Origin of the sequence: Kamptonema sp. UHCC 0994, from assembly GCF_029167235.1 — a bacterium.
Classification (GTDB): domain Bacteria; phylum Cyanobacteriota; class Cyanobacteriia; order Cyanobacteriales; family Microcoleaceae; genus Kamptonema.
The window spans coordinates 1-6,079 of sequence record NZ_JARFTR010000122.1 but is presented as its reverse complement, the minus strand read 5'-3'; the positions used below and the strand labels follow the sequence as shown (position 1 = coordinate 6,079).

At 42.7% G+C, this 6,079-nt stretch carries 7 protein-coding genes and 2 rRNA genes; 8 read left to right on the top strand and 1 reads right to left on the bottom strand.

The window, feature by feature from the left end; all coding sequences use genetic code 11:
- The 6 genes from PY364_RS11575 to PY364_RS11550 form a co-directional block, all read left to right on the top strand.
- Positions 1 to 112 (top strand): 23S ribosomal RNA (locus PY364_RS11575); the annotation flags it as partial.
- Between the two features lie 66 nt (positions 113 to 178).
- Positions 179 to 296: ribosomal RNA gene (gene rrf / locus PY364_RS11570) — 5S ribosomal RNA — on the top strand.
- 193 nt (positions 297 to 489) lie between these two features.
- The gene (locus PY364_RS11565; protein WP_275522671.1) at positions 490 to 951 is read left to right on the top strand and encodes a phosphate-starvation-inducible PsiE family protein; all 462 of its coding nucleotides are present in this window, start codon (positions 490 to 492) and stop codon (positions 949 to 951) included.
- A gap of 163 nt (positions 952 to 1,114) precedes the next feature.
- A complete protein-coding gene (locus tag PY364_RS11560) occupies positions 1,115 to 1,567 on the top strand; it encodes a nitrate reductase associated protein (RefSeq protein ID WP_275522670.1) in 453 nt (150 codons plus the stop codon).
- Positions 1,568 to 1,960: 393 nt separating this feature from the next.
- The gene (locus PY364_RS11555) at positions 1,961 to 2,353 is read left to right on the top strand and encodes a PadR family transcriptional regulator (RefSeq protein ID WP_275522669.1); all 393 of its coding nucleotides are present in this window, start codon (positions 1,961 to 1,963) and stop codon (positions 2,351 to 2,353) included.
- Between the two features lie 142 nt (positions 2,354 to 2,495).
- Entirely contained in the window at positions 2,496 to 3,029 is a 534-nt protein-coding gene (locus tag PY364_RS11550) for a cofactor assembly of complex C subunit B (RefSeq protein WP_275522668.1), read from the top strand.
- A gap of 268 nt (positions 3,030 to 3,297) precedes the next feature.
- Here PY364_RS11550 and PY364_RS11545 read toward each other — a convergent pair whose 3' ends face one another.
- The gene (locus PY364_RS11545; protein WP_275522666.1) at positions 3,298 to 3,621 is read right to left on the bottom strand and encodes a DUF3155 domain-containing protein; all 324 of its coding nucleotides are present in this window, start codon (positions 3,619 to 3,621) and stop codon (positions 3,298 to 3,300) included.
- Between the two features lie 144 nt (positions 3,622 to 3,765).
- On the opposite strand from PY364_RS11545, the gene PY364_RS11540 reads away from it, so the two are divergent.
- On the top strand, positions 3,766 to 5,199 hold the full coding sequence (locus tag PY364_RS11540) for a GAF domain-containing sensor histidine kinase (protein WP_275522665.1): 1,434 nt from the start codon (positions 3,766 to 3,768) through the stop codon (positions 5,197 to 5,199).
- A 168-nt stretch (positions 5,200 to 5,367) separates the two neighbouring features.
- Positions 5,368 to 6,051, top strand: a complete 684-nt coding sequence (locus tag PY364_RS11535) for a diacylglycerol/polyprenol kinase family protein (RefSeq protein WP_275522664.1) — start codon at positions 5,368 to 5,370, stop codon at positions 6,049 to 6,051.
- Positions 6,052 to 6,079 lie beyond the last annotated feature (28 nt).

Below are 6,079 nucleotides of genomic sequence, written 5' to 3'. Positions count from 1 at the left end.
CTCATGGAGTTATCCAGTAAGGTCACGGGCAGAACACCCGTTGATAGGCGTTAAGTGGAAGTCCTGTGAGGGATGAAGCTGAGGCGCACTAACAGACCGAGGGCTTGACCTCTAACTTTGATTTGATGATGACTTATTTCTTTGCAGTCTTCAGGGCTCTTACACCCTTACAGCTTTTCCTGGTGTTTATGACGCGGTGGCTCCACACCGATTCCATCCCGAACTCGGATGTTAAACGCTGCGGTGGCGAAGATACTTGGTGGGTAACTGCCTGGGAAAATAGCTCGATGCCAGGGATTCTATTTGACACAAACATAAACAAAGCCTCTTTCTCTCACTCTGAGCTGAAAGGGCTTTTGTTTTTGAAACGATTTCCCTTCCTCTACCTTGACAAACAGACTTATTATGTGGTACTTAAATTAAGTAAATAAGTAAATATTTAAGTATATTAGCAAAGCTTATACTTGAACATCAATATTGTATTTAAATATGGATTTCAAAAAAATACTCCAGAAAATTATATATTATACCAAGGATGAAAATTTTCTCCATATCATCGAAACTCTAGAGGCAATAGTTTCTAAATTTCTATCTTTAGTAATGATAGTTGTGATTATTACCTCTGTTTTTGACTTGGTAATTTATCTAAGTCGGGAGCTGCTAACTCAAAGTGAGCATATTTTAAAAGATAAAATATTTGTAGTATTTGGATTGTTTTTAAATGTATTAATTGCTCTAGAAATCTTAGAAAATATCACAGCTTATCTCAAAAAGCACGTTGTTCATGTTGAGTTAGTGATTGTTACTTCTTTGATAGCCGTCGCTAGAAAAATTATTATTCTTGACCTGGAAAAGAAAACAGCCTTAGATTTAATTGGTTTAGCAATCGCAATTTTTGCCCTTTCTATTAGTTACTTGATAATTCGGCAAACAACCAATCGAAATGAGTAATAGTTGGAAGTGGAAATTGGAAATTTTTGAACTTAACTGATAAAACCGATGCTTATTAAACCGATACTTATTAATCTTTCATCCTTTTAAATACTGACAAAATAAGTAGCTAAATTCTTCATAACCACGAGTTCTAAAAAATCACAAACAACCACTTTTAACTATGACTTATTACTTTCAATTTGAAGAAGAATTTGTGACAAACCTGCGCTGCATTCCCATGGTAGTGCGATACAAGCTCGATACTTGTGGAATTAAATTAAAATTGTCCCAATGGAATCAATTTAGTCCCCAGGAACGTCAAGCTTTAGTAGATAAAAATTGCACCGAACCTCATGAAATTCAAGTTTACCGAGAATGGCTACAAAAGCTAATTATTCAATATACAAATATCCCGGCGACCGATTTAGTAGTGGAACCCAATCCAGCTTGGATGGATACTGCAAATATACCAGACATAGTTGAGGAAAAAGCTAAAGAAATAGGTGTTCAACTGACCCTTGAAAAGTGGGCTTTACTAACTCCATTACAACGGTTTGCCTTGATCAAACTTTCGCGACCCAGCCATGAAAATAAAAACTTTTTACCTGCTCTCCAAGAATTAAATCTAACTTGAAGAGACTTAGCTATCAATCGGATTCGAGCCATGCCATACTAAATTGAGGCTTGGCGATCGCAGTAAAAATCTCCAATAGAGTCAGAGACAGGGACTAAATATTGCCACAGCGATCTGCAAGGGTGAGAGGAGTACCGCAATCGCCAATACTCACCCACAGAGCAGTCCACTTTTGAAGTAAATAGGCTCTAACAATCATAACATATACTGAGGGGGAATAAATTCCCTTACGTCACTCCCCTCTGAGAACTGAAGCCACGCTCCTTTCCCGCCTCCGGTAATATTTTGAAAATTGGTTCTTTCCCACGCTGGTTGAGCCACTAAGCCTAATATGTTCGTAATTCCTTATGGTGGGCGCGATAGATTGGAGGGGATAGTTACAGGGCTAGTCAGATGAAATTTGAGAATATCTATCAATTTTTTCAAGACCCTCCCCCTGTGTATCTCAACAAGGAACTAGCAGTGTGCTATATTCTCTCCGTCTTATTGCACGGAGATTCTTACGGAACTGAGCTGATCGGTCAGCTAGAAAGGGAATTCCCAATCTACCGACTTTCTGACACAGTTCTCTACAGCGCTCTTAAATTCCTTGAAGATGAAGGGGTGATCGCAGGTTACTGGAAAAAAGTAGAAGGGCGCGGACGGCCCCGGCGGATGTATCAAATCTTCCCGGAATGGCGGCATCAATCTCAAGACCTAGCTCGGCTTTGGCACGAGTACACGGGTCAGGGGAATGGTCTGTCTCAACACCGACACCGGGACTTGGAAACTGGCCAAACGGGTTAGCGCTTTTACGTTTGATGCACAAACCCTATAGGCCATTATTTGACCTACTTGCGCGATCTGCTCCTTGGCGATCGCGCAAGCTAAACCGCTAAATTTATGTAAAGTAGGAGGAGTGAATTTCCATTACACCCGCTCCTCCGAGATGACTACTGCCGTTCTTTCATCGACATTTTTGCTGACTCTGCTGTTGGCTGTGGGTTTGTTTTTCTTCATCAAGGCTTCAGTCAAAGACCGAACAGAACAAGTTAAACTTGTTTCTGAGCAGGCTGAAGATGCTTTTGCAACTGAGTTGAAAGCATATTTTTCCCAAAGATCCTACCGAGTCACAGGCGTAGATGCTCCTAGCAATCAAGTTACTTTTGAAGGGGTTGTCCGTCCTAGTTGGTTTCTGGCAATTTTTTTAACGATCCTGAGTGCCGTAGGGATGCTTTGTCTTGGCTTGGTGTTGTCGATGCTAGTTCCTGCTAGAGGGGGAATTTTCCTCCTCCTGGTGCTGGTATCGCCCCTAACCGGGATATTTTACTGGAAAAAAGCTGGACGATCTGAGCAAGTCTCACTTAAACTCGAAGGATTGACTCTGGAAGGAAAACAAACTCGGAGTTTAATTACCGTCAGAGCCCACCGCGACGAACTCGCCGCCATGCAAAAAGCTTTAGGCTTGAAAGCTGCGGATTAAAAAGGTTAATAGTGGAATACTTGCTTTGCAGGTAGAGACTGCTCAGATTATGCAGGCTGATGGTTCCTTAATCTAAAAGTTGCCATCTCCTCCCAGTTGCAAGAGAATTTATTATATTCTGAGTGCCAACTGTTAAACTCGCGAACGCTCCTGATAATATTCCCTACAGGAATGTTGGCTTGAAACTCAGTAGGCACTCAATAAGGCAACAAGAGCTTCCACACCCCCAGATCAAGGTTTAAGGTTGCAGCTAATCCTTTCAGCTAAGCTAAGCGCGACCTGTTACCCCCACAGCAGTTTTTTCTAGAGCCGCTTCCATCATCATTTTTAAGCTGGGGAATAGGAAATGGTTCTCTTCGACGTATTGCGCTCCGAAAAGACCCTTTTCAGCCCAGAAGTATCTATCTGTGGTATGCTCGTTTCTCTTAACCAACAGCAAGGCCGGAGGGAGAATCCCCTCAGCATGGATGAATTTGCGGGCTGCCGTTACTGGTTTATCTTCGCCGCTTTCAATGCTATATTGAGGCACACACTCAAGAATACGTCGTCCTTCTTGTCTGCGGCGGCTTTTACGCTTGCGTCTCCTGGCCAATTTCTTTACCTCCTCTGTGAACAGACGGGTGTAGTTATAGCTACCAAATCCGAGGGAATTATATCCTTTCTAGCTCAAAACTTCAAGTTTTTTTAATATATCGATACAATCTTAATATTTTTATAAAATCCTGCGCTCATGTTAATGCCTGCCAGTGTTAGTTCTGAATTTGTTACCCTTTGCCGATCGCAGGTCGGTCTAATCGCTAGTTTGGGTGCTACCTTTAGTGTAGTCTACTTGACAGAAGAATTGGCCTCTGGGGGGGCTGCGAAGCTAATTCCGATTGTGGCTTACCCTGAAACATCTGTGGACTGGGAAGAAAATCAGGGCTGGACGCTTTGGCCAGAAGAAATGGAGGCAGTTAACCCGACTCCCCGGTTGCTCTCTCCAGAAACTCCAGCAAAAAAATTGCCAGGGATACCTGCGATCGCTCTGGATCGCCTTGAAGGTGTTGATAGTAAATCCGATCGAGAACAACATCAGGAGAATAATTGGCAGCAGCCTCAAATCGTGCTACCTTTGCTGCACGAAGGGGTGGTAATGGGCTTGCTGGTCAGTGGTCGCAAAGACAGACCTTGGAATGAACGAGAAGAAGCCCAGATGCAGCGAATTGCTCATAGTTTAGCGATCGCCTGCGTTTTAGATCGGCGATCGCATTGGATACAGCAGCAAGTGAGCAAACAGCAACAGCTACAGATTCAGCAGTACGATGCGATGCACAATTTGCTACACCAGTTTAAAAGTCCGCTGACAGCCTTGCGAACATTTGGTAAGCTGTTAATGAAGCGGTTGTTGGTAGAAGACAAAAATCGAGAAGTAGCCGTCAGTATCGTTCGTGAGAGCGATCGCCTCTCTGAGTTGCTACAACACATCGATCGTAATGTTGACATCGGCGAGAAAAATTTAATCCTACCGAGTCAGTTGAAGCCAAAAGGCAAAAGCGAAGAGACTAAAAACACTCACCCTGTTGAAATTTCGCAATTTTCCAGTATTCAGCTATTACCTGCGGCTAATTTTTTGGAGCCTTGTTCGGTTGCGGAAGTTTTAAATCCGCTGTTAGATTCAGCTCGTGCGATCGCTGATGAATGCAACTTAAAACTACAAGCAGAGATTCCGGCTAATTTGCCACTTGTGCAAGCTAATGCCAAAGCATTGCGAGAAGTTTTGAGCAATTTACTTGACAATGCTTTGAAATATACTCCGGCTGGAAGACAGATTTATATTAAAGTAAAAGTAGAAGACAGAAATAATAAAAGCCCCAAATTATCTATGCTTGATTTGCCATTAATTGGTATTGGAATTAGCGATAGTGGTTCCGGGATTCCGCCACAGGATTTAGAGCATTTGTTTGAGCGCCACTACCGGGGAGCAAAAGCAGAGACAGAAATTCCAGGTACGGGATTAGGTTTAGCGATCGCACAAGATTTAGTACAGGAAATGCAAGGCGAAGTTCAAGTATTTTCCCCGGTAAAGTCCGAGTGGATGCCTGTAGGTGTCAGAAAGAACGATATCAATAAAGGAACTACTTTTATCGTCTGGCTGCAAGTAGAAACTAAGAATATAAAAAACCTAAATTAAAGTCAGTTCGGGTTAAGCAGAAGGAGGCAAAACGCTTCAAGGACTTCTGTAAAGGTGTTTAAATGGCTAATGGCTAATTGCTAATTGCTAATTGCTAATTGTTCATAGGTAGAATTTCTACTATAGTGCTAGGAAGAGCATTAATTAACGGCGTTTTTCCTGAGTATCGTGTCTATATTTACTGAAATTCCCACTGTCTGGCTGCAAATTTCTCTGATTGCAGCCTGGTTAGGTTTGATTTTACTTGTAGCTGAGGGGCTAAATCGGTTTACTTCGGCAGATCCAGAAGTATCGCGGAAGGTGGTTCACATTGGTTCGGGAAATGTGATTTTGCTGGCGTGGTGGCTGGAAATTCCGGCTTGGGTGGGACTTGGGGCGGGGGTTTTGGCGGGTACGATCGCACTTATATCTTACTTGATTCCTATTTTACCCAGCATTAACAGCGTTGGCCGACAAAGTTGGGGGACATTTTTCTATGCTGTCAGCATCGGTGTTTTGATTGCTTGGTTTTGGCCGCTGCAACTACCACAATATGCCGCTTTGGGCATTCTTGTAATGACTTGGGGAGATGGACTAGCGGCTGTGATTGGTCAGCGTTTTGGTAAACATAGTTATAAAGTTTGGGGGATACAGAAGAGTTGGGAAGGTTCTTTTACTATGTTTTTAGTGAGCTTTATTGTCAGCAGTTTGATTTTATTGGCTGTTCAAGGCAATGTTTGGCAAACTTGGGTAGTTTCGGCTGTTGTGGGTTTAGTAGCTACTACTTTAGAGTCTGTCTCAAAATTTGGTATTGACAATTTGACTGTGCCGCTTGGTACTGCTGCGATCGCGTTTTTCTTAAATCAATTGTAACGCCGCCCTCTGGGCGGTGAAGATACCG